Below are 26123 nucleotides of genomic sequence, written 5' to 3' on the forward strand. Positions count from 1 at the left end.
GCAATCATTTACTATCGAACGCTACTGCAAATTCGGCACAGGCAATATGGGTAAACTTTCATTCCCATCCTCACTAACGGCCTGCACAGCGAAGTAATAATTGTCTTTCGAGTAAGGTAATGTCATACCCAGCTTGGTTTAGAACATCAACACGTTATCTAAAAATGCCTGTAGGCGGATAATTTGAATTTCCCGATACGGTCTGAGTGCTAGTAAATCGTTTTTATTGCCGGTGATGAGATATTCGGCCTGAGCATCGATAGCCAACGATAATAAATAATTGTCGTCAGGGTCAGGGCTATCCGTAACAATAGTAGTCGGGTTAATAATCGTCAGTCGTGCCTGAATGGCTTCCAGAAAAAGGCAATTTCGCCAGGAGTAACGTATTTCCGGAACTTATCCCGATATGCTACTTCAGAAAGTTCAGTTAGCAGATTAGCATCAGCAAACAACTCAATATCAGTCCTTTCTAAAATAATTTTTAACTTTTCACGGTGTTTCCTATCAATCAATGCACTGATAAAATCGTTGGTATCTACCACAATTCTCATACAGGCTCATTGGTCTGTTTGATTCTTTTTTCAAGCCGATACGCTTTGATCTCGGACATAATTTCATCCTCAGTGGTGTCAGGTTCAGTCTGGGGCAATTTTCGCTCTACTTTATTCCATACGTCTACCCAGGTAGATTGGTCCGTTTTTAACGAAATAATACCCAGATCAATCAGGTCGTCGATGAGTTTACGGGCCTTAGCGGTCTTGATTTCTACAGTGAGCGTTTCCATGATACGTATCGTGCTTACTTTTCCAAATCTAACGAATAACTGAAGGTGAGACAAGTTTATAAATTGACCATAAATCACAGTCTCTCTTAGGCCATTTACCGCAAATTCGGCACAGGCAGTATGGGTAAACTCTCGTTGCCATCCTCACTAACGGCCTGTACGGCGAAGTAATAATTGTCTTTCGAGTAAGGTAGCGTCATGCCTAGTTTAGTCGTATAGAATTTCTTTTGCCAGAACGGCCAGTACGTTTCGCGCATCAATACGTAATAGCCTTTCACCTTGCCCGCCTGCGGAGCCTGCCAGTAAAGCACCGTCGCGTTGGTCAGGTTACGAACGTCGACCGTTACTTTCTGCGGCACTGTCGGCGATTTAGCGAGGTTAGCCAACGTAGCGAGGTTAACAGCTGTGTTTTTGCGGAGGTACTCAAAATCCATGAACTTCGGATAGTCGCCATATTCAGTCCCGTTTTCAGTCCGCAAATCCTGGTGCTGGTGTTCGTAATTTTCGTTCATTTCGGTCAGGCGCACGGCTGCAAAGCCACGCTGTACGTAGGGCGTATGATCACCACCACGCAAGTAACGGTCGTTCCGATACACCATGACCACTTCCAGATTTTCGACGTAGCGTTCGCCGATTTCTTTTAAATACCGGGCCAGTGTACGGGCTTTGCCATCATTCTCGTTGCCAAACTGCCGAATCTGGCCAATACGTCCGGTTGTGTCTTTCAACAGATTCCCGGGTAGCCCTTCACTGAATACACGAAGCCGGGTATTGTCGATGATACGCGTATCACTGCTGTTGTTACTACCCATGATATCGTTATTCAGCACCGCTTCTACGTTCCATTTCTCTTTCACGGCCCGCTCTGAGAGGTGTTCAGCCCCCAACAGCCCCTGTTCTTCGCCCGTTAACGTAACAAACACAACCGTGGCCGGGAAAGACGATTTGCTCATCACCCGGCAGAGTTCAATCACAGCCGCCGTTCCCGAGCCGTCATCATTCGCACCCGGCGCATCGGATTCGCGATTCATTACGTTCGTAACGCGGCTATCCATGTGCCCCTGCACAATAAAAATACGGTTATCGTTCGGATCAGTACCTTTCAGCGTAGCCATTACGTTCCCCATGTTGGCCGGTTTATCGACCCGCCGACCATCAGGCTGAAGCGTCCAGGTGTCGAGTGTTGCCGTCATTCGCCCACCCGATTGCTTCGCGTATTGGTTGAACTTGCCCAGAATCCACTGCCGGGCCGCACCAAGTCCTTTTTTCGCAACCGGAGCATTTGCATCGGCAGGTACGCTCAGTGTGTGGCGAGTACCGAAGCTAACCAAGCCATTGATGTGCGCCCGTAAACTATCCGCCGAGATTTGCGTAACCAGATCAGCAATTTGCGGATCACGATTAACGATAGCGGTTTGGGCGAACGTAGACAGTGAGCAGAATAGACAAAAAGAAAGAAGTAAATGGGATTTCTTCATGAAGTTGATGATTGAGTAGGCGAAGCTAACAAAAAAGCACAAGTTGCGAGGCTTGTGCTTTTTATTAGCAGGTCAATAAGTCAGAAGGACCACGTTACACCGGCCCCCAACGCTACGTGTCCCGTAAGCGGAACAGGTGCAACGGCCATCCCGATGCGAGGTTGCCGAAGCATTTCGTTATATCGCGTAACTGCTTTATTGACCTGGCTATTCCCGATAATAAAGAACGTGAGCGTAGCTACAATAGAGCCTCCATAGACCGTCCAGTACGTACCATTGCTTTGATTACGGCTTAACAGAATATACGCCAACGGAGCCAGCGCCGTCAGACGACTAAGGGTCGTTATGGTGCGAAACGTTTGAAAATGATGACTTACTTCCGGATCGTTCAGTTCATAAAACGGTATCTCCAGCGAATAAGGCGATGAGAGACGTTTACCCCCGTAGAAATAAAGACTCCCTAACGACGACGAACCAGCCGCCCGTTCAATCGGTAACAGATGCGCCGGAATCGGCTCCGTTCGGTAATGAGACGTATCGTCGTCGCGTCGACGCTGGGCATGAACGGTCAACGTAATCGCCGTTATTAGTAAAGTAAATAGGATAGATCGCTTCAAAATAAAATTAGTCGACAAACAATTCTTTAATTACTTGTTTGATCTTGACCATCTCACTGGTTGATAGATTACCAAGCACTTTAATAACGCGTAGCCGATCAATTGCTCGTATCTGATCAAGCATCACCCATCCCACCCGGCCGCCCGATTGAACCTGAATACGAGAAGGATAAGCTTTAGACGTTGAGGTCATAGGCGCAATAATTAACGTATTAACCTGTCGATTCATTTCATCAGGCGAAACAACAACACAAGGACGCGTCTTTTTAACCTCGCTGCCAATAGTAGGATCAAGATTAACTAAGATTACAGCATATTGATTAATTACCATTCCTCCCACGTTTCATCATCAAATACGTCAGGGATTAATAGGCGATCATCGCCATTGGCGTGCATTTGCTTAAAAGCTTCTTCCCAACCCTCCCGTGGTTTCCGAATAGGTCTAAGAACTAACTCATCTTCTCGCATTTCAACCTCTACTGAATTACTGATTTGGTACTTATCCAAAACAGCTTTAGGAATACGAATGCCCTTTGAATTACCAATCGAAACGACAGCTAATCGCATATAGTTAGTGATTACTTTGTAATTACAAACGTATAAAAATGACGATTCAGTTCAAAATTGTAAAAGCGTTATCGATTTTTAATCCCGATAAGCTTTTAGCGCTAGACAATCTATCGCATTCTGTTACTTCACTACTTTCAGCGTTCCCTGCATCAGCGACGAGTGGCCGGGGAAGGAACAGACGAACTGATAATCGCCGGGTTCGGTTGGAGCCAGGAAATAAATTGTTTCGGACGTTTCGGGCTGAAGGATGTTGGTGTGATACAGTACGTTCGGCGAGTTCGGTACGTAGTTCATTTTCGGGCCATTCAGATTTAATTTCAGGGCCGCATCACCAACCGCATTCGCTGCACCGGGCTTTGTAATCACGCAGTTGTGTAGCATATCGTCGTTGTTGTTGAAGACAAGTTTGACCCGGCTCCCCGCTTTTACTTCCAACTTCTCGACGTCGAATTTCAGGCCGGGTTTTGTACCGATCGTAATGCTTTGGTCAGGGCCATTCGTCCAGTCAGCAGGCATCGTAACGGTACGTTTAGCGTTAACGGCTTTCACGTTTTTAGTCGCCGTTACCGCTGCTTTTTTCTGCGTAGCGACCATATCCGCGTGTTCGTGCTTCGCCATAGCAACCGCCCGTGCAGGCAAGGCTAATTTCTCACCCGGTGCAATCGCGTTAAGCGTATAATACCCAACTGAATGCAGCAACGGCATGTTTCCTGAAGCAGATCGAAGACCTTCGGCTTTCACTTCATGAATGTATCCTTCACGTAGAACCGTATCGGCCACGATGCGGGCGCTCAGGCCATCGGGCGCTACAACAATCCCGCGAATGGGTACGGGTCGAGCATCTTCGATGGGACTACCGTAGGTTTTGTGATACCGATACGTAAAGCTATTCAGACTGTAGCTTTCAGGGTTCTCAGCCGTTTTGCGGTCAACGGGCAGGGTAAAGGTTACGTCGAAGCCATCGGGTTTCGACGTAATGGTTTTCATTTCAAACGGCGTTTTACCCGTCCAGACCAGTCGTTGAATACCGTACGATTCTTTGCCGGTTGCGGCCCAGCCCCGGCTGGTCATCCCCACGAACATAGACCCATCCTGTCCCCAGACCGTGCGGATAATACCCGATTCAAACCCTTCACGAAAGGGGAAACAGGCGCCCTGCCATTCGCCATTCACTTTTTCCAAAGCTACCCGCATGATTTTGCTATGGCCCTGATCGCCCACAAAGAGTTGATCGGTAAAGGGACCAAAGGCACCGTTGGTCGTATCCTGCTTGAAATCGGAGGTCGAAATGCCCATCAGCGTATGGGGGAACCATACCGCCGGAACTTTCAGATTTTTAATCGTTTTCGCCACTTCAAACATCGGCTTTCCCGTACTGGGTACGTCTTCTGGCTTAAGTGTCAGCGGTGAGCTCGGTTCACCCGACCAGCGTAGACCGGCCGGGTTACCGGCAAAAGTTCCTTTCTGGAGATGCGTCATCCGCCCTGAGCCAACCCAGTCGCCCTGATTTTCCGTGTACAGAATGCTACCATCCCGCAAAATACCAAAACCCGCCGGGGAGCGAAGGCCAGTTGCCCAGGGCGTCATCTCCCCTTTTTCGGTCAGTTTGAGCATCCAGCCCCGCCATTTGGCTAAACTGGCCCCGTAACCAATCCAGTCTAGGTTCAGCGTAATAACCATGTCGCCATCGGGTAGCAGTAATGGACCGTAGCTGTATTCATGGTAATTGCCCGACAGCGGCCATTTATAGAATGAGCTGTATTCATCCGCTACGTCATCGCCATCAGTATCAACCAATTTGGTAACCTCTCCGCGCTGTGTGCAGAGAAAATATCCCTTTGGGTGCCACATCAGTCCCAGCGGCTCGTGCAATCCCGATGCAAACTTTTTGTAAGTCGGCACGCGGCTCCCCTGCATGTAGGGATTGCTAATAATCCAGACGTCACCCCGACGCGTACAGGCTGCTAATCGGCCATCGGCCAAAGGTGCTAATCCACCTACTTCCAGCTTAATATCTTCTGGAATAGGCAGCGTAAGGATACGATAATAATCCTCTTCACTCGCCGGACGTTGAGCAAAAGACCAGTTAGTGAAGGAGTAAAGAAGTGAAAGCGAAAATGTAAAAGTTATAGCAATCAATAATTTCTTCATTGTAAATGCTTTATTAGGCAATTCTCAGGCCATTTTGGGTTAAGCGTTCGGTTTGGAGGAGCGTTACGGTACCATCATCAGCAACAGCACCCAATACTAAACATTCGCTCATGAACGTAGCGATCTGCTTGGGCGGGAAATTCACAACGGCAACCACTTGCTTTCCTACTAATTGATCAAGCTGATATAGTTTCGTCAGTTGCGCAGACGTACGTTTGATACCCAGTTCGCCAAAGTCAATGGTTAACTTATACGCTGGTTTACGCGCCTGAGGAAATGCTTCAGCCGCTGTAATGGTACCAGTACGTATTTCAACCTTTTCGAAGTCAGCCCAGGTGATTTGGTCATTCATAGTGCTTGATTGCCATTGGTAGTCATTGGACTGTTACGGTGAGTGATCATTAGATGACAATCAATGGCTAATTCTTTTAAAATACAATCGAGTATTGTACCGAGCCAGTGCCATTTTTCATATCAACTGGCAGCAACAATTCCTGCTTGCCGTTACTCTGACGCGTTTTCACGTTCACTTTTGGGTCGAAACGAATGTAATAACTACGGTCATTAACAGCATACAACCCTTTGCTTACTTCTTCTACTGATGATCCGGCAGCGATCCGGCAGTACGGAGTGCCAGCGGGTGAACCCGTTAAGGTCAGTGTTCGGACCAGAGCATTTCCTTCAGCGCGCATTGCATCGGTAACGGTAGCGCCAGCCATAACGTAATTAGTTGTAGGAGCGCCTTGCTTATCAACTGTCATGCCTTTGTACTTTAACACGTTTTCGCCAACGCTGTCGGGCCAGGCCATTGATTCATCGGTCAGCACCGCCAAGGGCGATTGAGCTGGCAAAGGGACGGTGGTACCCAGGGGGGTTAGCAGTTGAGGTTCCCCCCGCTCATACCACATTTCGGTTGTGTTCGCGAAATCACCTTTCCAGGCTTGTAACAGAGCCATCTGATTCAGGTCGATCGTATAATGAAGCCCTGCCGGCGAACCAACTGACAAACTGTGGGTCCGTTTCGTTTTTTCACCCGGTAACTGCACGAACGAACGTATCCGCTGAACCTGGTTGCGGGCATCACTGTAATCTGGATTTACACTAACAACCGCAACTGGGTCGGGTTCGGGGAGCGATCCGGGCGCGTGTAGAGGCTGCGGACGCGTACCCGCCTGCGACACGAAAAGTCCCAGACCCGGCCTGAACCAGGAACGGGAGAAATACACGTTTATGTCGTGTGGACCGGCTGTCAACGTAGCGTTACCACTGTTTGGCATGCCCAGTTCAAGGTGATTGATTGGAATAATTTCTTTGCCATCAACCCACAAACCCGTAACTCCACCCTGGTCAAGATCGAACCGGTAATCGCCAGCCTGTAACGCATTTAATTTACCGGAAAAAAGTATGGTATACTGACGGGGCTGCCCAAAGGCTACTTCATAGTTTAACAGGTTAGTCGTGTCCTGTTTCAGAACTTTCCGCTTGGCGGCTTCCTTTGGGTCCTGAATGTATCCTCCCTCAACAATGGTATAACTCAACGGGCCGCTCCATTGAGCCACCATGCGGGGTGTCATAACCCGATACCCGACGTTACGTATCGCAACCGTGCCCGTTTTACTGGCAATCATTAGTGGACCTAGCTTATTATTACTGAGTATCTGCCCTTCACGGACGGTTATGCCGTTGACTACAAGCTTTTCAAGGACAGCGGGTGCCTTGGCGCTACTAATCCGATACCACAATTCAACCGTTTGCCAAAGGCCAGGCGCTTTTAGTAGACGAGAAATGTCCTGCGAGTGAGCTATACTAATCGATTGGCCTGTTGGTAAGGTCAGTGCTACGTCGGCACCGGCCGTCATTAGCGCATCGAAACGCACCCGGAAATCGGCGGTAGGTGTTAATAACGTTAACGGTTCGCCAGAACCGACCAATATCTTATCGCCTGATTTAGATTTTAGTGTCGATCCGTCAGCATTGGTTGACAGCGAACCAGCTAATTGCCAGCCAGAAGGCCGGGTCAACTGCGCCAGCGGCAGAGGGGGCAAATCACCCTGGGCGTAAAGCGAGCCTGCCAGTAACCACCCCACAAAAACGTGACTAATTCTACTGATACCTACTGAAATAAACTTGTTCATACGATTGGCAAAAAGCAGCCTCTATTATTATACTCGTCAAATTTACGTAAAGTCAACGTTTACTAAACGTGCTAAAAACTTTTGTTGATATAGACCGTTTACCGCATAGCATTAGTATCCCCTGTTTGGGTTCCAGCTCAATTAACTTCTTACCATGAAAATTACGTTACTTTTCCTGACGGCCATCACAACTACTACGTTCGTAGGCCTGGCCAATACCCCTCCAGAAAAGACACCTCGTTCAAAATCAACTCCTGCTAAAAGTAGTCGTTTGTCTCGATCTACCATGGCCGATGAGTCTGCTATAAAACTTGCTAATGGGTTTCAGGCTACTATTTTCGCCGATAATATTGGTAAAGCGCGGCACATTGCGGTTGACAAGGCAGGTACTGTTTTTATAAAGCTGGAGAAACTTAATGACGGCAAAGGCATTGCTGAACTGATTGATAGCAATGGCGACGGACGCGCTGACCAGACAATAATGTTCGGGAATAACACGGGCACGGGTATGGCTATTTTCAACGACTATCTCTATGCCTCGTCTGATACGTCGGTTTATCGGTATAAACTAACGAACGGCAAAGTCATAGAAACAGCAGCCGCTGAGCCCATTGTTGTCGGTCTTACCCTACAGCGCCAGCACGCCAGTAAGTCGCTGGCTATATCACCCGATGGAAAGTTATTTGTCAATTTTGGCGCTCCGTCGAACGCCTGTCAGGAAAAAGACCGGCAAAAAGGATCGAAAGGAATGGATCCCTGCCCAATTCTGGAAGAATATGGCGGCATTTGGCAATTTGACGCCAATAAGCTGAACCAGCACAAAGCCGATGGAAAACGCTACGCTACTGGTATACGTAACGCCGTTGCGCTTGACTGGAATACGGCCACCAATACGCTGTATGCCATGCAACACGGTCGTGACAATCTCAACAACTGGGGCGGTGTATTTACCGATGAAGTTAGCGCTGAACTACCGTCTGAAGAATTTCTGATGGTAAAGGAAGGATCAGATTTTGGTTGGCCGTATTGTTACAATAACCACCTTACAAATAAAAAGTTACTCGCCCCGGAATATGGTGGGGACGGTACGAAAGAAGATCGTTGTGCCGGAAAAGAAAAACCCATTATGGCCTTTCCTGGTCACTGGGCACCGAATGACCTATTGTTTTACACGGGCAACCAATTCCCGGCCCGTTACAAAAATGGGGCCTTTATCTGCTTTCACGGCTCCTGGAATCGCGCTCCGTTGAAACAGGGAGGCTATTTCGTTGCGTTCGTTCCGTTTGGGAAAGACGGGCGCCCGTCGGGTAAATACGAAGTATTTGCCGAAAACTTCGCCGGGGTGCCCGAACAAGGTCAGCCCGGTACCAATGTTAACGCTGGGAAACTTGACTTAGCCAGCCCCGGCGACGCGAAAGCCCGACCGGTAGGACTTGCCCAAGGTCCTGATGGCTCGCTTTATATCACTGATTCAGTAAAAGGCAAAGTCTGGCGCGTAATGGCGAAGAAATAGCGCTAATCCTAATCTAGTACTGACCGTCCCGTTCTGGAGTGATAGAAAATGATCGCTCCAGAACGGGACGGTCAGTATTACACGTAGCAGTTACCTGGCATTAATCGGTAAATTCGTTAAAAATGGGGCTCCCACACTAAATTGGTGTAGTAGAGACCACCTACCGACGGACCACCGATGAATGTATAGTAAGGCTGATTCAGAATATTCGTTCCTCCTGCCTTTACCAAAAGATTTAGCTTCGCGAGTCGGTAACTGACCTGCGCATCCAGCGTATTGATGGGTGCCACCGTACCCGTGGCCAATTCTGATTGCCACAAAAATGCGTCCTGATGTTTATAGTTCACCGAAAAGCCAATACCTCGCCATAGATTACCATTCGATACGTTTACGTTCGTGATCCAGCGGGGCGTATTGAACGAACTCTCCAGACCGTCACCGTTTTCAGCTCGGTCGAGTTGGGCAAATGCGGCATTCCCTCCCACCGACCAGTTTTGGGTCAGGCTGTACCGCAGGCCTAAGCTGGCGCCGTAATTGAACACGCGGGTTTGGGAGTTAGTCCATAACCGGTATCGGTCCTGAGTGTTCGCTGACGAAAAATAATAGGCTAACGAATCAGGATTAGTGCCTCTGGCCAGATTGGCATTCACCTGCGCAATGAAATTTTTATACGTCGAGTAATACGCGTCAACGTCCACAAAGAGTCTTTGCTTAAAAAGTATGCCCTTGTAGCCTACTTCAAAACTATTGACCTGTTCGGGTTTCAGATACGTATAGGGGCTTTGCTTCAGGAGCCCTTTATTTTTCTGGATAGCCTGATTTGTCGTCAGTCCGTTGGTGTTGACATCGGTGGTAATCGCTGCCTGAAAGGCGTTGATCGAGGTGACCAGATAAGCGTTCTCATAAATCCCCTGCGACATGATTGGTAAGCCGCCAACGCGTTTAACTCCACCCGAATTAATATTGGTGAACCCTTCGAATAAAGACGGGAATCGATACCCATTCTGGTACGAGACGCGAATGTTGTGATTGTCCGTTGGCGAATACACCATCGATAATCGTGGATTCAGTCGGGCATCGAAATAGTAGTTTTTATCGAGTCGCAACGACCCAGCCACCTTCAGTTTATCCTCAAAAAATGTCCGGCTCAATTGAACAAAGCCGCCGGTCTTACCATAGACCAGATTTTTGCCCGGCTCCGTAGGGTTGATGAAATAGTTTCCATCGGGAAAAACTACGTACCGCCGGAAATCGAATCCTGCCTGAATTGTAATACCCGTCTGCTGCCGGAACCGTTGCCACATCACCCGCGTTGGCTCGACCTGACCTTCCACATGGTACATCCAGGATTGCACCCGCAAGGCTGCGCCAATGTCCCAGTTGTTAATATCACGGAGTTTGGTAATCAGGTCATTGAAAGCTGGCGTGCCCGGTACCGGCCGCCCTCTGTCGGCTATTGCTCGGGCGTCCCATAATGCATCGTTCACGACGGCCCCGGCTCTGGTATCGGCATTGAACTGGTTGGTAAAATCAGTAAACCACTGATTATCGGTTTTAAACGACTTATCGATATTTTCGGCCATTGACCGGATGTTATAGGAGTCACCTGTGTTTTCGCGGCTCCGGTAGGCGCGAATCTGCACGGAAGGCGAGGTCAGGGTCAGACTATGCTGGTCGAGTCGGTAGTTATCGAGTCGAAAGCGATTCGTGCGCTGATATACGTTATCCAGCGTGGCTCCCTGATACGTATAGGCCAGCTCAATCGTGGGCGAAAAACGATAGTGTAGAGACAAATCACCTCGCAGGTTCTGTAACCGATAATCCGTAGCGTCGGCCTCGTAATAACCCGTTCGGCCAATACTGTAGCGTTTACCACCTAACGTGAGCGTTCGCCGGTTGGCGGCTTCATTCCCATAGCCATTGACAGGGTCGTAGGCTGGATTATCAGCACCAAATAAACCCAGAGACGCGTTGCCATTGGGATTCAAATCATCCCGATTACCCGCTACCCAGTCGTAACCCTTCTGATAAACCAGGTTCACTTTGACTGCAAAACGCTCGCCAATCCGACGGGCATAGCGAATACTGGTTTCTGAGTAAATCTTGGGCTTTAGGGCGTCATTCCCTACGTGGTTGAGCCCTGTTTTCTGACCGATACTCAAGCCTTCTGAATTGAAAGGATTACGGGTTAGAATGTTGACCAGTCCATTCAGCGCGTTCATACCGTAGAGGGCCGAAGCAACACCGGGCACAAGTTCAACTTGTTGAATGTCCAGGTCTGAGGGTGCCAATGCGCTGGCAATGGGCGCGCCGATGTGAGGAGCTTGATTATCGCGCCCATCGACCAGTTGAACAAACCGAACATTGGTTGTGGTCGCAAATCCCCTGGTGTTATACACTTTAAAACCTAGGCTGGAGGTAAGCAGCTGAACGCCCTTGATGTTCTCAATAGCATCGAAATACGAGGGTTGCGCTGATAGTCGGATGCGTCGGGCATCAATCACGTCGACACTTACCGGTGATTTCAGGACGCTTTCCGACACCCTCGAAGCCGTTACAACAATCTCATTCAGTTGAATTTTACGTAACGAATCCGCTGGATTGCCAGTGCTGTCGGTCTGGGCAGTAGTCTGCGTAATTCCACAAATGACTAGTATTAAAAAGAAGAGGTATTTCATTAGCTAGCGTTATTTCCCGTGAAATATAACGAATCGTTATATTTCACGGGAAATAACGCTCAGTACTTTCATCAATAAAAGCAAAAAAGTGAGTTAGTGGGGCAGATTAGCTAATTCGTCCGTCAGAAATTGCTGAAAACGACTTTGCAGAGCGCGATAATGAACGAGGTATTTTTCACCTTCTTCCGTTACAATAGCGCCCCCGCCGGTTGAGCCCCCCGTTTGCGTCGTCACCAGGGGCGCATCAGCCTGAGTGTTCATGGAATGCACCAAATCCCAGGCTCGTTTGTAAGACATATTCATGGCTTTGGCCGCCTGATTGATCGAACCAGTACGTTGAATATGACTAAGCAAGTCCAGGCGCCCGATTCCCATGAATCGTTCGGCACCGTCAGTAGATTCTGTTTCAAGCCATATACGGCCGTTTATACGGAGGTTATTCATAGAACGATACGTATGTGTCCAGCGCGGCTAAATTACAACGATAGATGAATAGTTGCTTGATCATATAGCGACATATCGCCTACCGCTATAATTATTACAAAGATCATCGCGATTCCAGAGCCTCCAGTTGTACCTTTCGGACGATAGTTTTCTCGCCTTGTTCACCCTTTATCGCACTGGCGATTGCGGCTGTATTGGTTGTAGTAAACATGTGCCGAAGTATTGAAAAGTGACAGTACAGACGAGGTTTTGTGTCATCTGCCGTCACGACAGCCTTGCTACTTATCCTGTTTGCCATTGGGCTGTATCCCAACTTAGTTCTGTCAAATGTTGACCCAAAAGGTCACATTAGTATTTACGAAGCGGCTTCATCTGACAACTCCTTACGAACGATGTTACTTCTTACCGCCGTCGGTATGCCATTAGTCGCTACGTATACCATATTTATGTTCTGGACATTTCGTGGAAAAGTGAAACTAGAGGATCATAGTTATTAATATACTTAGGCCATAATTAAGTATTCTTTACTACTGAATAAATTGACTAACTCGCATTTTCAATAGCATAAACTACTATTTCCTACAGGCTTTATTCAAAAAATTCATTTTACTTTGCTATATCAAGTTAAAAATAAATTCAGGCAAGCTTATTATTATAGTACCACATATACTTGGTTCTCGATGTACAAAATTCTCAGCCGATTGAAAAAAAAGTAACACTAACTATATTTGATATTTGTACGCTTCCTACTCATCATGCTATTCACCAGTTTACACTTTATTATTCTGGCTCTCGTTACGTTCGGGCTGTATTATCTGCCTGCGCTTCGCCGGTGGCAAGTCTTCTCCCTTATTGTAGCCAGCCTAACGTTTTACGCTTATAATCAACTAAATCTACTCTGGCTATTACTCTTATCCGTTACGATTAATATTGTAGCCAGCTACTACGTCATCTATGGTCCGACGGGTTCGCAGAAACTGGTTGCTACGTTGGGCGTCATAGGAAATTTGGCCATTTTATGCTTCTTCAAATACAGTCCTTTATTCGCTCGTACGTTTCTGTCAATTGATGCAGGCGTAGGCGCCTGGCTCCTTATGTTACCGCTTCCCATCGGTATTTCCTTCTTTACCTTTCAGGGTATCAGCTTGGTCGTCGATACGTACCGCAACCGTCATGTCGATGCGTATCGTTCGTTAATTGCCCGTAACATGGCCAAACATGCTGAAACAGTGCTGTTCTTCAAAGCATTTTTTCCTCAGCTGGTATCGGGACCAATTGTAAAAGCGCACGATTTTCTGCCGCAGATTAAGCCCAAATACATCAATGCCGTTCGATGGGAATATTGCTTTCGGACTTTAGTGCTGGGCTATTTCCTGAAAACGGTGATAGCCGACAATTTGAAAGATCATACCTACATTGTTACGTACCCTTATTTTGAGAATCTATCATCGTTGAACCTGATCGTTTTGCTCTTTGGTTATTCGATGCAGATTTTTGCCGATTTCGCGGGCTATTCACTGATCGCTCTGGGGCTGGCAGCGCTGTTTGGCTATCGATTCCCAATCAATTTCAATTTCCCGTACGTATCCAGTTCATTCTCTGATTTCTGGCGACGCTGGCACATCTCTCTGTCAAGTTTTCTACGGGAGTATCTGTACATTCCCCTGGGTGGCAATCGACACGGTAAAGCCCGAACGTACTTTAATCTGATGCTCACGATGGTATTGGGTGGCCTGTGGCACGGAGCCGCCTGGAGTTACGCCATTTGGGGACTTGCTCATGGTCTGGCGCTGGCTGTCGAGCGATTCTTAACCGATAAAGGTTTATTTCTGATGCATTCGCGGGTGGCGCGCATACTAAAAGGTCTGTGGGTATTTAGTTTCGTTACGCTAGCCTGGCTGCTGTTTAAATTACCCAACTTCAGCCATGTAATCGCCTACCTGCGGGCTATCGCCGTTAACACAACTAAACCAATCGATTCGCTGGCAATCATGCTAATTTTGATGTATGCCTTTCCGGTAGTGGCTTATCACCTGCACTATCTACTCGGTACTCGGCTGCCAGCAGTTCAATTAAATTGGGCGCGGTGGGATTACGTAGCTTATGGACTACTTATTTTCATGATTATAACCAACAGCGGATCTGAGGGAACCTTTATTTATTTCCAATTCTAATGATCTTAAAGTCAGTACTAACTGCAGTAACAACACTGCTGCTCTATACGGTCCTGATTGTTTTTTTTCAGGATAGCATTACACATAGCGGTCAAACAACATTGCAGCGCAATATTGTAAAGGCCGAGGATTACCTCTATGAAGCCAATAGCCACTTCGATACGGTTTTGGTAGGGTCTTCGATGAGTGAACGACTCATCATGGATATCCTACCGGGAGGATGCTATAATCTGGCGATGGCGGGATTTTCCTCGCTCGACGGTCTACAGCTTATTAAACAGAGCGAGCATCTACCCCGATTGATCTACATAGAAATGAACACACTGGATCGGGGTCAGACGTCGGATGCCATTCAGGCTTTAGGCAACCCCAACCGGCAATTTCTAAATCAGTACCTCCCATTTCTGCGGCAGAAATACCAACCCGTTGGTGTGGTTAAATCCCTTCTGCGCGCCTTGCAGTATGGCCAGGTGCAGTTTGTTGATTTCGGGGCGGGAACAGCCTTCGATTCATCATTTCAGGAAAAAGCCGTCCAGGGAAAATTACAGGAGATGGACAACATGCTTCCCGACTCGGTTATTCAGGCGAACATAGACGTAGCCGGGCAATATGTAGAGGCATTTCGGCGGAAGGGTGTTAAAGTGATATTTTTCGAAACCCCGATCGACGTGCGTTTACAGAGTCATCGCATGACGTCAACGGTTCGTCGCTATATGAAAAACCGCTTTCCATCGAGTCAGTATCCCACGGTTAGCGTACCACCTGATGCCTACCAGACCAATGACGGGATTCACTTGACTCAGGCCGAGAATATCCGCTATACTACGTATCTACGGCAACATCTACATCAGTTAACTACGCCAGTTCTGACAGCCGAAGTTCCTAACTGAATACACGTTCTCCCTTACGCAACGCATTGACCAGATTATGCGCCCGGCGTGTGGGTTCAGGGATGCGGTAACCGCCGTCACACTGGAGCGTGAGCGCCATAGCCGTTTCCAGATCAATTAAATTACCAGGCGATATATAGACCGGATTTACTTTGTTTTTCGTACGTAGCGCAGCCCCGATCACTTCACCGTAGTGCCGCATTGGTGACCAGGCTCCTCGTTCGGGAGCCAGTTCGTCGTATTTACCCACCAGCACCGACTTACCACAACCGAACGTTGGCCGATTCAGGAATAAGCCCGCGTGCGACGCAATTCCGATTCGGCGTGGGTGGGCCGTACCGTGTCCGTCGAACATCACTACGTCGGGTTCCGTTTTGAGTTTCTGCCAGGCCTGGAGCAACGAGGGAATTTCTCGAAACGACAGTAATCCCGGAATGTAAGGAAAAGGCGCCGTACCAATCACTCCAGTTTCTTCGACGGTTTCTAACGTATCGAGTCGCAGTACCACAATGCCAGCATAAACGGTTTCTTCAAACTTATTGAATGAAATATCGCAGCCCGCAATGGTTTGTGGTGGTTTCGTCAACGGTTCAATACGTATCTGTGAACGTAATTGCTGTTGTAGCGCGACGGCTTCGGCGGGCGTTACGTTCCAGTCGTGAAGGGGTTGGTAGTGGGCCATTTCATAACGTTTATGACTGCATAACCTCTACGGACAGAAAACAGTTATGCCATTTCTATACTACGTTAATTCCGTTGCTGACGAATCAATGTTTTTACGTAGTTAAGCTGACTATCCTTATGGGTCAACACATCGTCCATGCCGATCGAGACAGCAAAATCAGGCATTGTACCCCGGCCTTCGGGTAGTACTTTTTGAACGGCATTGTTGTAATAAACCAAAGGTGTTCCGACATGAATCTGCGAGTGCGGTAATTCGAGGTGGATAAAACTGCTGCCATTACCGCCTTCATATGCCCCACCCGATTCCTCCCCAACAAATACGCCCACTCGATTTGTATGCGCAACGGCCAGAAACTCGGAGGTTGTTGAAGCGCTATTACCATCCATCAGAATGTACACATTTCCCCGGAATCGATTCGGTTTAGGCGTATAACGCTTGGGTTCCCGGCTGTCACTACCTTGTTTTAACGTAAACGTACCATCAACTTCGGGAATTAGTTCGTTCTTTACGTTCTGGCGGTCGGCTTCTGAGAGATCTGAAAACCGGACGAACTCCGAACTGTCAGTAACGCTGTGCTGACGTGTGTAATACGTAACGGCTGAATCTGATTTTAGCAAGTACGTTAACAATTCGATGCCCTGACTGTCCCAGCCTCCGGGATTTCCTCGTACATCGATAATAAGATTTCGGATTTTGGCTTTCTCGAGCCTGGCCATAGAGGCATCCATAAACTTCTGGAACGTAGTAATGGCTGTTGCACCGTTCGTTACGCCCTTTCCACCAAAACTGTCGAATCGTAAAAGGCCTGTTTGTGGCGTATCGTCCGGAAAGGTCAATCGCCACGGTTTTTTCATAGGCTTTTTAATGTACCATGCCATCATCTGCCTGTTAACGGGGTTCTTTTTCCAGGCTTTCACCGAACCCGTAAACGATTGAGCTGGCGCGTCAATATGAATCGTATCACCAGTCAAACTTCGGAACTTTAGCCGGAATGTACTGGACCTCTCAACAAACCAATAATAAAACAAGCCGAAAAGTGCCCCTTTCGCGACTGCCTGTTTGGAGCTTTGAATCGCACCATCGGCCCAGTGGTAGCGCTGAACTTGTTGCCGGACTGTCGCCATCGTCTTCCCGTTAATACTCAATAACTCAAAACCCGGTTTAACAGTCGTATCAGTTGTGCCATTGAACAAAACGTATAAACGATCCTGAATGGGCAGCATGAAAAAGGGAAACGTTTTCCAGTACGTCATGAGTGCAGACTCAAAGTTTTTTGTCGGCAGGGCATAGGTATGCGCGCAACGGATATCAGCAACCAGCCCTTCGATCGTCCGATAGAACTCGTAGAACGGAAGCGGTTCAGACAACGTAGTAGCCAGACTATCCAGCTTAGCCTGCATGACCGGCTTAGGCGTATAGCGATACAAACCCGGATGCGTTTCTTCCAGCAGGCGACGCAAATACCGGAAGTCGGCCTGCATAGCAGCGGGTTGCAGAATTTTAGCTTGCAATGTATCCCTCGACTGGGCGTAGAGCGAGCAGGAAAACAGATAGACAAGAAGACAATATAGATTTCTCATGGTTGTGATCAGGAAACAGGTAACATCGTCAGGGATAAAGATTTGATTTCTAACTTATTACATATCGATTTATAACCGTTTAGCAACAAATTCACCGTTCTGATGCACGACCACCTGCGATACTTGTCCGGCTTGATTCTTGTGAAAGGTCAGTTGCGCATCGACAACCTTCAGGAAAAAGTCGGTCTCCGTTTCTGGGAAGATCTCAAATTTACTCTGCCCCGTGACTTGCAGGAATAGCTTTCCTCTTTCGAACGTAATCGCCAGAATTCGCTTAGGCTCGAGTTGATAATTACCAACGTACTGACGTAACAGACTTTCACTGAGGAGAATAGGTTTGCGATCTTTTGGAATCTGATACGGCTCTCCGAACGTAATGAGCACCAGGTCGCGGACGATCGGGTCGAGCGTCGTGAGGTCTGACGCATCGTCGATGTTGGCCAGTACGACAAAAACAATGTCTTCTTTGGGAGCCAGTATAAAGAACGTAGCGTAACCGGGCAGATTTCCATTCTGGATAGCCAGGGTCTTATTTCCGTTGAACGTATTGATTCCCCAGCCGTAGCTCCAGGTTGTTTTTCCAATGGGTGTAAAGGCCCGTTGCCGGTCGGCTGCCGTCAGGAGTTGATTAGACTGAATGGCCTGCGCCCAACGGTATAGATCGCCAACCGTGCTATACATGCCGCCAGCCGCATAGCCCACCGTCGAATCGATAGGTGCTTCTGCCACCAGAACGGAGTCTTTGTAATACGTATAGCCAACGGTTTTGCCGGGTCGTTTCAGATTGACAAAATCGAAGCCGGTCTGCGTCATCCGAAGCGGTGCGAGGAAGCGCTCCCGAATGACGGTTTCAAATGGTTTACCCGTTACCTTTTCGATGATTAGTCCCAGCAGAAAGTAGCCTGAGTTGGTATACTGCATTTTTTCGCCGGGTTTTCCGGTTACAGGCTTATGACTGAAAAGAGACACCATGCGTTCTTTCGCTACCGGATGCGTAACGTCTAGCTTGTCGGGACCCTCTTTTTGATACAGAAAATTCTTGAAGTCGTAAATCCCCGATGTGTGCGCAAACAAATCATCGAGTGTGATCTGGTCACCATTCGGATAATCAGGCAGGTATTTACTCAGCTTATCATTGACGGAAAGCGCTCCCTCAGCTTGTAATTGCAGAATGGCCGCACCGGTAAAGGTTTTGGTAATAGAACCCAACTGATAAATACTCGACGTATCGTTGGCAATTTTGGCCGCTTCGTTTCGCCAACCGTACCCTTTCTGAATCAGAATTTTTCCTTTCTGCGCGATGAGTGCCGTACCATTGAATCGGTGCAAGTTGGCGACAGCCTGCAAGTATTCGTCAAGTTTTTCAGCGGTAGACCGGGTCGATTGTGCCGAAACAAAGTGTGATACAGATGTGATAAGTAACGTAGCAAGAAACCACAAAAATGTTTTCATCGTGCATTGTTTTTTGATGGCAAACAGGCCAAAAACAACGTACGAATCTGCTCAAATCTGGATTTGAGTGCTATTTTTTGCCTGCCGGCTCACGTATTCCTTCGGCGATACACCTGTCAACTGTTTGAATGTGCGCTGAAACGTAGCCTGCGAATTAAATCCACAGTCAAAAGCGATTCCTGTGAGTGTCAGGCGTTCATGTGCCGGGTCAATGAGCCGTCGCTTCACTTCTTCGACGCGGTACTCGTTGATGAAGCTATTAAAGTTTTTTTGCAAGTGCTGATTCAGAACGGCGGAGATAAGTTTAGTCGCAAATCCAGTATGTTGCCCCACTTTCTCGACTGTCAGTTCGGGGTCTAAAAATAGTCGGTCGGTTGTCATGGCTTGCTGTAACGTATCAGTAACCTGCTGCACTGTTTCTTTGGGAATATCGATTCCTGAAACTTTCGATGGCTGACTGGCCAGGTCGATGGTTCGCGTATGTAAATAGCCTTTAAGCCCGATTCCGTATATGAAAACCGTAATCGGAATATAAATGGGATACCAGCCAACCAGATCGAGCAACGGCTCTCGCGTAACTGGAATAATATAGGGAATAAGGTAGATCAGCCAGATAACCTGAAACACCAGAAACGCATTGACAAACAACCGAAGCCAGCGTAATTGCGACTGCTGGATTTTAACCTCCGAAACTGTGTATTGACGTATCAGCCCTTTGGTCAGAAATAAATACGTAGTGACAGAAATCCACCGGGGAATATCGGAATACACATTGTATTCGTCCATGACGTATCCCCAAGCCGGGCCATCTTTCTGCTCAAAAAAGCCCAGCAACAGACCGATGATGAATATCCAGCCAATAATTTTTGAGCCTACATCCAGCACAACCGGGTAGAAATGTCGTCGTTCACGTTTCCCAAGCCGGAACGACGCGTCCAGCATTGATTGGGTATAGAAATAGATGAGTGGCCCAAGTGGCATAGCCAGAATGAGCGGCAGTAATTCAAACGCGAGGCCAACCCAACGATTCGTCTGAGGGAATCCAACCGCTAAACTCATTAACGCCAGCAGACAGATGAGCGTGGCTAACAGCCGGTTGGATAGGCGATTTCCCTTCCGATTTACCCAAAGCAACGTAGCAAGGATAAATCCCTGCGCCGTACCGAGCAGTAAGATGAGATCAAAGGGCGAAATCGTCATGCCACAAACAATAAAGACGCAGGAAGAAAGATTTAATTACCGAAGTATTACTCTTTCTTCCTGCGTCTTTATAAAAATAGCATTCTCTACATAGTAAATACGTGTTGATCGTAAGTAGACGGACTAATCCACAATTTTTACCCGAATCCGATGGGGAGCTACCTGATTTCCACCGAAATAGAGTCCGGTATTATAAGCGAATGACTTGTTGTGCGTAAACGGCACTGCCTGCCCACCTAAAATCTGATACAGCTTCCGATCATAATCTATTTTGATCGTCAATTTCGTGGGCGTATTTATGGTTGTTTCGGCTACTTTAAAATCAATACGTTTGCCTTCTACGTAGATGTAAGCACCCAGGTCAATGCAATTTCTCTGCTTATTCCAGCGCCAGCCTACCCGTGCGCCGTCTACCTGATGCGGAGGTATACCGGTAGTAATATCCTGATCTTTTGAACCAACGAAGCCTAAACCAATTACTTTATTCCAGTCGTCCGCATCAGCGGTACCCAGATCGTAAATACAACTGCTGTCGAACGTAACGGTTGCCGACACTTCGTTGGGGCTAATGAGCAATCCCACTTTTCGTTTGGGATTAGGCTCATGCTCACCGGCTTCAATCACTACCCAATCTGGATCTGAGAGAAGAAAATCAGGTACGCACGCAGTCATAAACAGGCTTAATCCTAACAGGAATAGAGCCTTACCGATAAAAGCTGGACAACGTACCGATAAATCAAAACGGGGCATCATAATGAACAAAACCTATGAACTTTATGCAAATAACGCTATAAATCAGTTGATTCGTGTCCCGTTAGATCAAACGCTGACATTGCTTTTATAGGGTATACGAATGGTCACAGTTCATTATAGCTTATTGATAAAGTATAGATAAAACGACTTGATAGTGTAGTTCACTTACCTGCTGCTGAGGTATATAACAGCCTTTATTTTTATCCTTATTTAATTTTATTTAAGTAGGTCAGATAAAATACATTAGATTATTTTTTGTCATGCTGACGAAGGAAGCATCTTCGGGTGCCGCCTTTTACCCAGCCTCCGAAGATGCTTCCTTCGTCAGCATGACAAAAACGCTATTTCAAAATAATCTAAACTATTTGTGCTTTAGTACTTACACGTATTTAGCAATTCATTTTTTTTGTCAATCTATTTATAAAGATGCCTGATATGCAATCCTTTTACGATCTGACGGAAGCGTTTATACACATTTGCATCCAGTCGGAACGTATTCAATGGCAGTCGAAGGTTCGTTAGTGAGTCGCATTGCCGATACAACGCGAAGCTTTCGCTATCCCGATGCAAGTGGCTTCCGGGATAGCATTGATCGCTATGTTGCTAAACTCGAATCGACACCAGAAACCGAGAAAAACCAGTTGTTGATGAATACCGCTCCTGGTGTGAATCATTCGATGAAGCCCAATAACATGGTTGAATTTTCCTAGACGTTCCCATGAAACGGGCATTATCGTATTTGGGTACAGATAAAATATAAAAATTGCCTCTTAACAGGCTTGTGCCATACACAGGTGAAAGACCTATTATTATAAAAAAATCAGTAGGATAACTCGTTCTAAATCAGTTTTTGACTTCTATTTATACCGTGGAATTAAAAATATTTTTGAGAGCAGGACTTGACAAACCACGAAAACACCCTAAATTTGCATCCACAATTCGCCAATCGACTGGCAATTGACCAATGCGAAAGTAGCTCAGCTGGTAGAGCGCGACCTTGCCAAGGTCGAGGTCGCGGGTTCGAACCCCGTCTTTCGCTCTACAAAAAGGCACCGACCTCGGTGCTTTTTTTGTAAATGCCGCTTTGGCGGATGAATGCCGGGATGGTGGAATCGGTAGACACGCCGGACTTAAAATCCTGTGGGCCTCAAGCCCGTGCGGGTTCGACTCCCGCTCCTGGTACTTGACTATCAATGGGTCACGCTCTTCTAAGCGTGACCCATTTTTTATTGGTACAACATAGGCACAAAAAAATAATTATCTGGATCCTTGATACGGTTTATAGATCGTTGTTAGTTTCTGTTGGTAACTGATTTCGCCCGTAAATCGGCTCATAAATCGATAGTCGTTATCAGCTACCTAACTGACATCAATTTTTTAGTAATTGCTCATTATTTGTTGTGTTGGTACTAATGGGCAAGAACTCAGTTTGTGTCCTTAAAATATAGCCCATTTGTAAGCCGGGGTACCCATAGAATGGGTAGTTTCTCAATTTGTATCGTAGGCCAATTGGCTGAATCAGATAATCAAACTTAGTTCCGACTTTGTCCAACAAACTTGTATTGGCTATTATGTATAACTAGGTTATAAACGTAGTCAGAGCCTACTTGTAAAGTTAATGGATGGGGGTTATCGTCATTAGGTATTGAGCCGATAGCACACCAACAGTTGCAGTCGTTTCGGCATATATTACCCCATTTGATGCCTTTTCTTAACCAATTACGACCGTTTATTGATTTTGTGTAATTCTTCCTTGTACATTTTGTTTTGGTTCGTATATTTGAAATCTTTGACAAATCCGACCTGGCGTTAAATCACTCATAATGAGCAACTTTTGAACGCTATTTTCGTCTTTGTTAAGCGGTTATCCACCCGATTCGAAAGAAACAACGTTCACCTTTTTCTGCTGTTCTGTTCATGACCGGACAGGTCAGTTCCGAATTGCACATTTCACATGAAAGTTTCGCCTTTGCAGCCATTTCAAATCGTGTATTCTTTATTGGATCACGAGTTTCTAGGGTATCTCATTGAAGCCTTTGTCGTGCAACGTAACAGCCGGGGTGAGCTAACTTTACAGAATCAAACGCTCTCTACACAGAACGTTGGTGAATTTGCCAAAGGTCTAAATGAACGGGATTTCGAACTGGTTAAACTCATCGACAGTATTCAGCAAGACACGATTGTCAAAAAATTCAATACCCGTAAATTACCCGCAGTCAATTTCTTTCTGAAAATCTATGATCCACATAAGGGTGACAAACTAGTTCAGGAAGCAATTTGTAGTTACCTGGAGGCTATAAAAGCGCAGATTATGGCGCTGCTGCCTGGTAAACCTTTTTATATTATGGGCAACGATGGAAACCCGGCGTGGGAATCTATCACCTGGATGCCCGAACCAGCACGAGTTCATTTTCACTTCGTCCGTAATGTCGACTCGACGCACTATTTCCCAATTATTCGCTATCCAACAGGGCGAGAGGGCGAAACGGAGCGAATCGATTTCCAATTTAAAGATGCGCTGATGATCTGTGATGAACCAGCCTATATGATGGTTGGTAACCGGCTTTATCATTTTAGCAAAAATGTCGATGGGAAAAAACTACGTCCTTTTTTCACAAAAAACCACATTGTCATTCCGCGAAATATCGAACAGCAGTATTACGAACGGTTTGTCACTCAACTCATTGCTTCGTATGACGTATATGCTAAAGGGTTCGAAATCCGGTCCGAAGTTTTAACCCCAATACCTGTTCTGACAGTTTCCGAAATGGTTTCGTCTAGTCAGGCTACCGTAGCGCCGGTCTTGCAAACTGCATTATCAATGATCGATACAGTTGACCCTGAAGAGGAATCCAGTCAGCGTATTGCATTTGATTTATCCTTTCAATACGGTGACTTTATGTTTAGGTACGATAATTTTGGTACATCGGCCAACGTGAGCTTGGAAAAGAAAAACGACGAATACATTTTTCATAAAATTCGTCGGGATCAGCGACTGGAGCGACAAAAATTAGGGGTTCTGCGTGATACTGGCCTTGACTTACGGAACGGTCGCCTGACCCTATCAAAAGCGGATGCATTCGCCTGGTTATCTCACCATGGCCAGCAAGTTCAGGAAACAGGCTTTCTTCTTCGGCAAAGTGAACAGGATTCGAAACGGTATTTTCTGGGCTATTCAAGCATTGACGTATCGATTCAGGAGGGTCGCGACTGGTTCGATATTTACGCCAACGTACGTTTTGGTGAGTTTGAAATTCCCTTTCTGAAACTACGGACGCTTATTCTGAATAAAAAACGTGAGTTCAAGCTACCCAACGGAGAGATAGCTGTCATCCCCGAAATCTGGTTTACGAAGTATTCTGAGCTTTTTGGTTTTCTGGAGCATATTGATGGGCTTGATAATACCGATAGTCGTTTGGTCTTACAAAAACACCATCTTGCCTTAGTGCAGGAGTTGGAACGCGATAACCTGGCTACTACGATTATCAGCCGCAAACTGGAACGGCTACGCAATTTTGAGGAGATTGAACGCTTTCCTTTGCCGCATCAGTTTACGGGTACGTTACGTCCCTACCAGCAGGCGGGTTATGATTGGATGAATTTTCTGCGCCAGTACCGTTTTGGTGGCTGTTTAGCCGACGATATGGGATTAGGCAAAACGGTGATGACACTGGCTATGCTGCAAGGTCAGAAAGAAGCCGGTGCCACGGCTCCGAGTCTGCTGGTCATGCCAACCTCATTGCTTTATAACTGGGAACTCGAAGCGCGTAAATTCACGCCCAATCTGCGGGTGATGGTCTACACAGGAACGTATCGGGATAAAAATACCGCCCAGTTTGACGAATATGATTTAATTCTGACCTCATACGGTATTGTGCGGATCGACATTGATAGTCTGAGCGATTACCGGTTCAATTATGTGATTTTAGATGAATCACAGGCTATTAAGAATCCTTCGTCACATATTACGAAAGCCGTCGTTCAATTAAATACAGCCTACCGACTCATTCTGACCGGCACCCCACTCGAAAACAGTACGATGGATCTTTGGTCGCAGATGTCGTTTATTAATCCGGGGTTGCTGGGCAGCCAATCATTCTTTCGGAATGAATTTCAGATTCCGATCGAAAAGCGGCATGATGACGCTAAAATTGGCCGGCTTTATAGCCTGATTAAGCCGTTCATGCTTCGGCGCAACAAGGCACAGGTAGCAACTGATTTGCCCGAAAAAGTAGAGAGCGTACTGTATTCGGAAATGACGCCCGATCAGGAAAAGCAATACGAAGAAGCGAAGTCTTTTTACCGTAATCTGATTTTAGAACATATTGAGGAAGAAGGCATGGCCAAGTCGCAGATGATTGTTTTGCAGGGCTTGACCAAACTCCGACAAATTGCCAATCACCCACGTATGGTTGATGCTGAATACGAGGGCGATTCGGGCAAGCTGGATGACGTCTTGATACGCCTGGAAAGCGCCATGATCGAAAACCATAAAGTATTGATATTTAGTCAGTTTATTAAGCATCTGAACGTTATCCAGCATTATCTGAAAGAGAAAAATATCAAGTATGCTTACCTGGATGGCTCAACAACCAACCGACAGAGCCAGGTTGAGTTGTTCCAGACGGACAATTCGGTGAAGCTGTTTCTTATATCCCTAAAGGCGGGCGGGTTAGGTCATAATCTAACAGCCGCTGATTACGTATTCATTCTGGACCCTTGGTGGAATCCAGCAATCGAAGCCCAGGCCGTTGACCGGGCACATCGCATCGGTCAGCAGAAAACGGTATTTACTTACAAGTTCATCGCGAAGAATACGGTTGAGGAAAAAATCCTGTCGCTGCAACGAGCGAAGCAGCAGCTTGCCGGTAGCCTGATCACAACTGAAGAAAACTTCATGAAATCGCTGACCAAGGAGGATGTGTTAGCTTTGCTGGAGTAATATGTAAAGAAAATCGTCCGTTTTTGAGGAAGATGTAGGTTCACGTTAGTTATCTATCCAATAGTCTATCATTCACG

The 26123-nt window shown here is 46.8% G+C and carries 23 protein-coding genes and 2 tRNA genes; 8 read left to right on the forward strand and 17 right to left on the reverse strand.

Annotated features, from left to right (window positions below):
• Window positions 1-138: 138 nt before the first annotated feature.
• From IC230_RS34735 to IC230_RS02620, 10 genes are all read right to left on the reverse strand, one after another.
• Window positions 139-387 carry a putative toxin-antitoxin system toxin component, PIN family gene (locus IC230_RS34735; RefSeq protein WP_191037846.1) on the reverse strand — a complete coding sequence of 83 codons (249 nt, stop codon included), beginning with the start codon at window positions 385-387 and terminating at the stop codon, window positions 139-141.
• On the reverse strand, window positions 333-551 hold the full coding sequence (locus tag IC230_RS34740; RefSeq protein WP_191037396.1) for a putative toxin-antitoxin system toxin component, PIN family: 219 nt from the start codon (window positions 549-551) through the stop codon (window positions 333-335). Before IC230_RS34740 ends, IC230_RS34735 begins: the two co-directional genes overlap by 55 nt.
• Window positions 548-784 (reverse strand): hypothetical protein, encoded by a 237-nt coding sequence (locus IC230_RS02585; RefSeq protein WP_191037397.1) that lies wholly within the window; start codon window positions 782-784, stop codon window positions 548-550. The genes IC230_RS34740 and IC230_RS02585 overlap by 4 nt, the downstream gene beginning before the upstream one ends.
• Window positions 785-879: 95 nt before the next feature.
• Window positions 880-2262, reverse strand: coding sequence for a M28 family metallopeptidase (locus tag IC230_RS02590; RefSeq protein WP_191037398.1), 1383 nt, complete (start codon window positions 2260-2262; stop codon window positions 880-882).
• An 80-nt stretch (window positions 2263-2342) separates the two neighbouring features.
• A complete protein-coding gene (locus tag IC230_RS02595) occupies window positions 2343-2879 on the reverse strand; it encodes a hypothetical protein (RefSeq protein WP_191037399.1) in 537 nt (178 codons plus the stop codon).
• Window positions 2880-2886: 7 nt separating this feature from the next.
• Window positions 2887-3210: a type II toxin-antitoxin system PemK/MazF family toxin gene (locus IC230_RS02600; protein WP_191037400.1), complete on the reverse strand. Its 324-nt coding sequence runs from the start codon at window positions 3208-3210 to the stop codon at window positions 2887-2889.
• Window positions 3204-3446 carry an AbrB/MazE/SpoVT family DNA-binding domain-containing protein gene (locus IC230_RS02605; protein ID WP_191037401.1) on the reverse strand — a complete coding sequence of 81 codons (243 nt, stop codon included), beginning with the start codon at window positions 3444-3446 and terminating at the stop codon, window positions 3204-3206. Before IC230_RS02605 ends, IC230_RS02600 begins: the two co-directional genes overlap by 7 nt.
• Window positions 3447-3569: 123 nt before the next feature.
• A complete protein-coding gene (locus IC230_RS02610; RefSeq protein WP_191037402.1) occupies window positions 3570-5600 on the reverse strand; it encodes a plastocyanin/azurin family copper-binding protein in 2031 nt (676 codons plus the stop codon).
• 13 nt (window positions 5601-5613) lie between these two features.
• A complete protein-coding gene (locus IC230_RS02615) occupies window positions 5614-5952 on the reverse strand; it encodes a tRNA-binding protein (protein WP_191037403.1) in 339 nt (112 codons plus the stop codon).
• A gap of 76 nt (window positions 5953-6028) precedes the next feature.
• A complete protein-coding gene (locus tag IC230_RS02620) occupies window positions 6029-7735 on the reverse strand; it encodes a hypothetical protein (RefSeq protein WP_191037404.1) in 1707 nt (568 codons plus the stop codon).
• 154 nt (window positions 7736-7889) lie between these two features.
• Between IC230_RS02620 and IC230_RS02625 the strand changes: the two genes are divergently transcribed.
• Entirely contained in the window at window positions 7890-9248 is a 1359-nt protein-coding gene (locus IC230_RS02625) for a PQQ-dependent sugar dehydrogenase (protein ID WP_191037405.1), read from the forward strand.
• A gap of 116 nt (window positions 9249-9364) precedes the next feature.
• Here IC230_RS02625 and IC230_RS02630 read toward each other — a convergent pair whose 3' ends face one another.
• Together IC230_RS02630 and IC230_RS02635 are read right to left on the reverse strand one after the other, a co-directional pair.
• Window positions 9365-11926: a TonB-dependent receptor gene (locus IC230_RS02630; protein ID WP_191037406.1), complete on the reverse strand. Its 2562-nt coding sequence runs from the start codon at window positions 11924-11926 to the stop codon at window positions 9365-9367.
• A gap of 93 nt (window positions 11927-12019) precedes the next feature.
• Window positions 12020-12370, reverse strand: a complete 351-nt coding sequence (locus IC230_RS02635; protein WP_191037407.1) for a winged helix-turn-helix domain-containing protein — start codon at window positions 12368-12370, stop codon at window positions 12020-12022.
• 251 nt (window positions 12371-12621) lie between these two features.
• Here IC230_RS02635 and IC230_RS02640 point away from each other — a divergent pair, with 251 nt between their 5' ends.
• The 3 genes from IC230_RS02640 to IC230_RS02650 all read left to right on the forward strand — a co-directional run bounded on the left by IC230_RS02640 (window position 12622) and on the right by IC230_RS02650 (window position 15434).
• Complete coding sequence (locus IC230_RS02640; protein WP_317171745.1) at window positions 12622-12867, forward strand: cytochrome d ubiquinol oxidase subunit II; 246 nt, start codon at window positions 12622-12624, stop codon at window positions 12865-12867.
• A gap of 258 nt (window positions 12868-13125) precedes the next feature.
• A complete protein-coding gene (locus IC230_RS02645; protein ID WP_191037408.1) occupies window positions 13126-14544 on the forward strand; it encodes an MBOAT family O-acyltransferase in 1419 nt (472 codons plus the stop codon).
• Complete coding sequence (locus tag IC230_RS02650; protein ID WP_191037409.1) at window positions 14544-15434, forward strand: hypothetical protein; 891 nt, start codon at window positions 14544-14546, stop codon at window positions 15432-15434. Before IC230_RS02645 ends, IC230_RS02650 begins: the two co-directional genes overlap by 1 nt.
• Here the strand turns inward: IC230_RS02650 and nfi are convergent.
• The 5 genes from nfi to IC230_RS02675 all read right to left on the reverse strand — a co-directional run bounded on the left by nfi (window position 15427) and on the right by IC230_RS02675 (window position 21104).
• Window positions 15427-16116: a deoxyribonuclease V gene (gene nfi, locus IC230_RS02655; protein WP_191037410.1), complete on the reverse strand. Its 690-nt coding sequence runs from the start codon at window positions 16114-16116 to the stop codon at window positions 15427-15429. The two genes, IC230_RS02650 and nfi, sit on opposite strands and share 8 nt — an antisense overlap.
• 65 nt (window positions 16117-16181) lie before the next feature.
• Window positions 16182-17699, reverse strand: coding sequence for a S41 family peptidase (locus IC230_RS02660; RefSeq protein ID WP_191037411.1), 1518 nt, complete (start codon window positions 17697-17699; stop codon window positions 16182-16184).
• Window positions 17700-17768: 69 nt separating this feature from the next.
• A complete protein-coding gene (locus tag IC230_RS02665; RefSeq protein ID WP_191037412.1) occupies window positions 17769-19151 on the reverse strand; it encodes a serine hydrolase in 1383 nt (460 codons plus the stop codon).
• 51 nt (window positions 19152-19202) lie between these two features.
• Complete coding sequence (locus tag IC230_RS02670) at window positions 19203-20351, reverse strand: helix-turn-helix domain-containing protein (RefSeq protein ID WP_191037413.1); 1149 nt, start codon at window positions 20349-20351, stop codon at window positions 19203-19205.
• Between the two features lie 123 nt (window positions 20352-20474).
• A complete protein-coding gene (locus IC230_RS02675) occupies window positions 20475-21104 on the reverse strand; it encodes a hypothetical protein (RefSeq protein WP_394355456.1) in 630 nt (209 codons plus the stop codon).
• Between the two features lie 500 nt (window positions 21105-21604).
• On the opposite strand from IC230_RS02675, the gene IC230_RS02680 reads away from it, so the two are divergent.
• From IC230_RS02680 to IC230_RS02695, 4 genes are all read left to right on the forward strand, one after another.
• A complete protein-coding gene (locus tag IC230_RS02680) occupies window positions 21605-21814 on the forward strand; it encodes a hypothetical protein (protein WP_191037414.1) in 210 nt (69 codons plus the stop codon).
• A 256-nt stretch (window positions 21815-22070) separates the two neighbouring features.
• Window positions 22071-22143: transfer RNA gene (locus IC230_RS02685), tRNA-Gly, on the forward strand.
• A 58-nt stretch (window positions 22144-22201) separates the two neighbouring features.
• Window positions 22202-22286, forward strand: a tRNA-Leu gene (locus tag IC230_RS02690).
• Window positions 22287-23058: 772 nt separating this feature from the next.
• Window positions 23059-26046, forward strand: coding sequence for a DEAD/DEAH box helicase (locus IC230_RS02695; RefSeq protein ID WP_191037415.1), 2988 nt, complete (start codon window positions 23059-23061; stop codon window positions 26044-26046).
• Window positions 26047-26123: the final 77 nt, after the last annotated feature.

The organism is Spirosoma validum, assembly GCF_014699035.1.
GTDB lineage: Bacteria > Bacteroidota > Bacteroidia > Cytophagales > Spirosomataceae > Spirosoma > Spirosoma validum.

Coding starts and splice junctions, on each gene's coding strand:
- IC230_RS02585 (WP_191037397.1), bottom strand. CDS start 784: ATGGAAACGCTCACTGTAGAAATCAAGACCGCTAAGGCCCGTAAACTC.
- IC230_RS02615 (WP_191037403.1), bottom strand. CDS start 5,952: ATGAATGACCAAATCACCTGGGCTGACTTCGAAAAGGTTGAAATACGT.
- IC230_RS02660 (WP_191037411.1), bottom strand. CDS start 17,699: ATGAGAAATCTATATTGTCTTCTTGTCTATCTGTTTTCCTGCTCGCTC.
- IC230_RS02650 (WP_191037409.1), top strand. CDS start 14,544: ATGATCTTAAAGTCAGTACTAACTGCAGTAACAACACTGCTGCTCTAT.
- IC230_RS02695 (WP_191037415.1), top strand. CDS start 23,059: ATGAAAGTTTCGCCTTTGCAGCCATTTCAAATCGTGTATTCTTTATTG.
- IC230_RS02635 (WP_191037407.1), bottom strand. CDS start 12,370: ATGAATAACCTCCGTATAAACGGCCGTATATGGCTTGAAACAGAATCT.
- IC230_RS34740 (WP_191037396.1), bottom strand. CDS start 551: ATGAGAATTGTGGTAGATACCAACGATTTTATCAGTGCATTGATTGAT.
- nfi (WP_191037410.1), bottom strand. CDS start 16,116: ATGGCCCACTACCAACCCCTTCACGACTGGAACGTAACGCCCGCCGAA.
- IC230_RS02625 (WP_191037405.1), top strand. CDS start 7,890: ATGAAAATTACGTTACTTTTCCTGACGGCCATCACAACTACTACGTTC.
- IC230_RS02645 (WP_191037408.1), top strand. CDS start 13,126: ATGCTATTCACCAGTTTACACTTTATTATTCTGGCTCTCGTTACGTTC.
- IC230_RS02630 (WP_191037406.1), bottom strand. CDS start 11,926: ATGAAATACCTCTTCTTTTTAATACTAGTCATTTGTGGAATTACGCAG.
- IC230_RS02600 (WP_191037400.1), bottom strand. CDS start 3,210: ATGGTAATTAATCAATATGCTGTAATCTTAGTTAATCTTGATCCTACT.
- IC230_RS02675 (WP_394355456.1), bottom strand. CDS start 21,104: ATGATGCCCCGTTTTGATTTATCGGTACGTTGTCCAGCTTTTATCGGT.
- IC230_RS02605 (WP_191037401.1), bottom strand. CDS start 3,446: ATGCGATTAGCTGTCGTTTCGATTGGTAATTCAAAGGGCATTCGTATT.
- IC230_RS02620 (WP_191037404.1), bottom strand. CDS start 7,735: ATGAACAAGTTTATTTCAGTAGGTATCAGTAGAATTAGTCACGTTTTT.
- IC230_RS02610 (WP_191037402.1), bottom strand. CDS start 5,600: ATGAAGAAATTATTGATTGCTATAACTTTTACATTTTCGCTTTCACTT.
- IC230_RS02680 (WP_191037414.1), top strand. CDS start 21,605: ATGGCAGTCGAAGGTTCGTTAGTGAGTCGCATTGCCGATACAACGCGA.
- IC230_RS02670 (WP_191037413.1), bottom strand. CDS start 20,351: ATGACGATTTCGCCCTTTGATCTCATCTTACTGCTCGGTACGGCGCAG.
- IC230_RS02665 (WP_191037412.1), bottom strand. CDS start 19,151: ATGAAAACATTTTTGTGGTTTCTTGCTACGTTACTTATCACATCTGTA.
- IC230_RS02590 (WP_191037398.1), bottom strand. CDS start 2,262: ATGAAGAAATCCCATTTACTTCTTTCTTTTTGTCTATTCTGCTCACTG.